Origin of the sequence: Aureimonas ureilytica (assembly GCF_001475935.1) — a bacterium.
Taxonomy (GTDB): domain Bacteria; phylum Pseudomonadota; class Alphaproteobacteria; order Rhizobiales; family Rhizobiaceae; genus Aureimonas; species Aureimonas ureilytica_A.
Map to the genome: position 1 here is coordinate 1 of NZ_LDQA01000159.1, position 891 is coordinate 891.

Consider the following 891-nt stretch of genomic DNA (forward strand, 5'->3'; position numbering starts at 1 on the left):
GCGGCATTGCCGGGCCGGTCGCGCTCTTTGCGGTCGGCTTCTCGTTGCCGCGCTATCCCATCCGGGGGGCGCTGCGAGCGCCCGGTGTCATCACGGCGCTCTCGCTCCTGATCCAGCCGCTCGTGGTGTTTCTCGTCGGCTCGCTGATTCTGCCGCCGCTCTGGCTGGCCGTCGCCGTGGTGGCCGCGGCCTCGCCGACCGGGGTGAACGCCTATCTCTTCGCGACCTATTTCAAGACCGCCGAGGGTCTATCGGCCACTGTCATCGTCGTCACCACCGTGGTCTCGGCCCTGACCCTGACGGCCTGGATCGCCGTCATGACGGGTGCCTGAGCGCTTAGAGCCCGACCATGCACCGGATATCGGCCGGCGTCAGCCCGGCCTCGCCCAGCGCGCGCACGCTGGCCGCCCCATCACTTTTGGAAAGCTTGCGCCCGTCCTCACTTAAGATCAGCTCGTGATGGTGATAGCGCGGCACGGGCAGGCCAAGCAGTGCCTGAAGCAGGCGATGAACCGACGTGGACGGCAGGAGATCACAGCCGCGCACGACATCGGTGACGCCCTGAAGCGCGTCATCCAGTGTCACGGCCAGATGATAGCTCGTCGGCAGGTCCTTGCGCGCCAGAACCACGTCGCCCCAAAGCGCGGGCTCGGCCAGAACCTCGTCCTCGGACCCATTGCCGGTTTCAACGAAGCTCAGAGGCCCTTCGAGCCGCGCCAGCGCCGCCGCCATGTCGAGCCGCCAGGCAAAGGGCGCGCCATCGCGTATGCGTGCGCGGCGCTCGATGGGCGTCAGGTCGCGGTCGAGGCCGGGATAGATCGGCGCGCCGTCCGGGTCGCGCGGCCAGGGACGGCCTTCCCGCTCCTCATGGAGCGCGGCAAAGCCCTTCAA

2 protein-coding genes are annotated in these 891 nt (G+C 68.5%); one reads left to right on the top strand and one right to left on the bottom strand.

Annotated features, from left to right (window positions below):
* Positions 1–332 (top strand): AEC family transporter (locus NS365_RS23215; protein WP_193753534.1); only part of this gene is annotated, 332 nt, incomplete at its 5' end.
* A gap of 4 nt (positions 333–336) precedes the next feature.
* On the opposite strand, the gene NS365_RS23220 is transcribed toward NS365_RS23215, so the two are convergent.
* A partial coding sequence (locus tag NS365_RS23220) for a glutamate--tRNA ligase family protein (RefSeq protein ID WP_244498548.1) occupies positions 337–891 on the bottom strand: 555 nt, incomplete at its 5' end.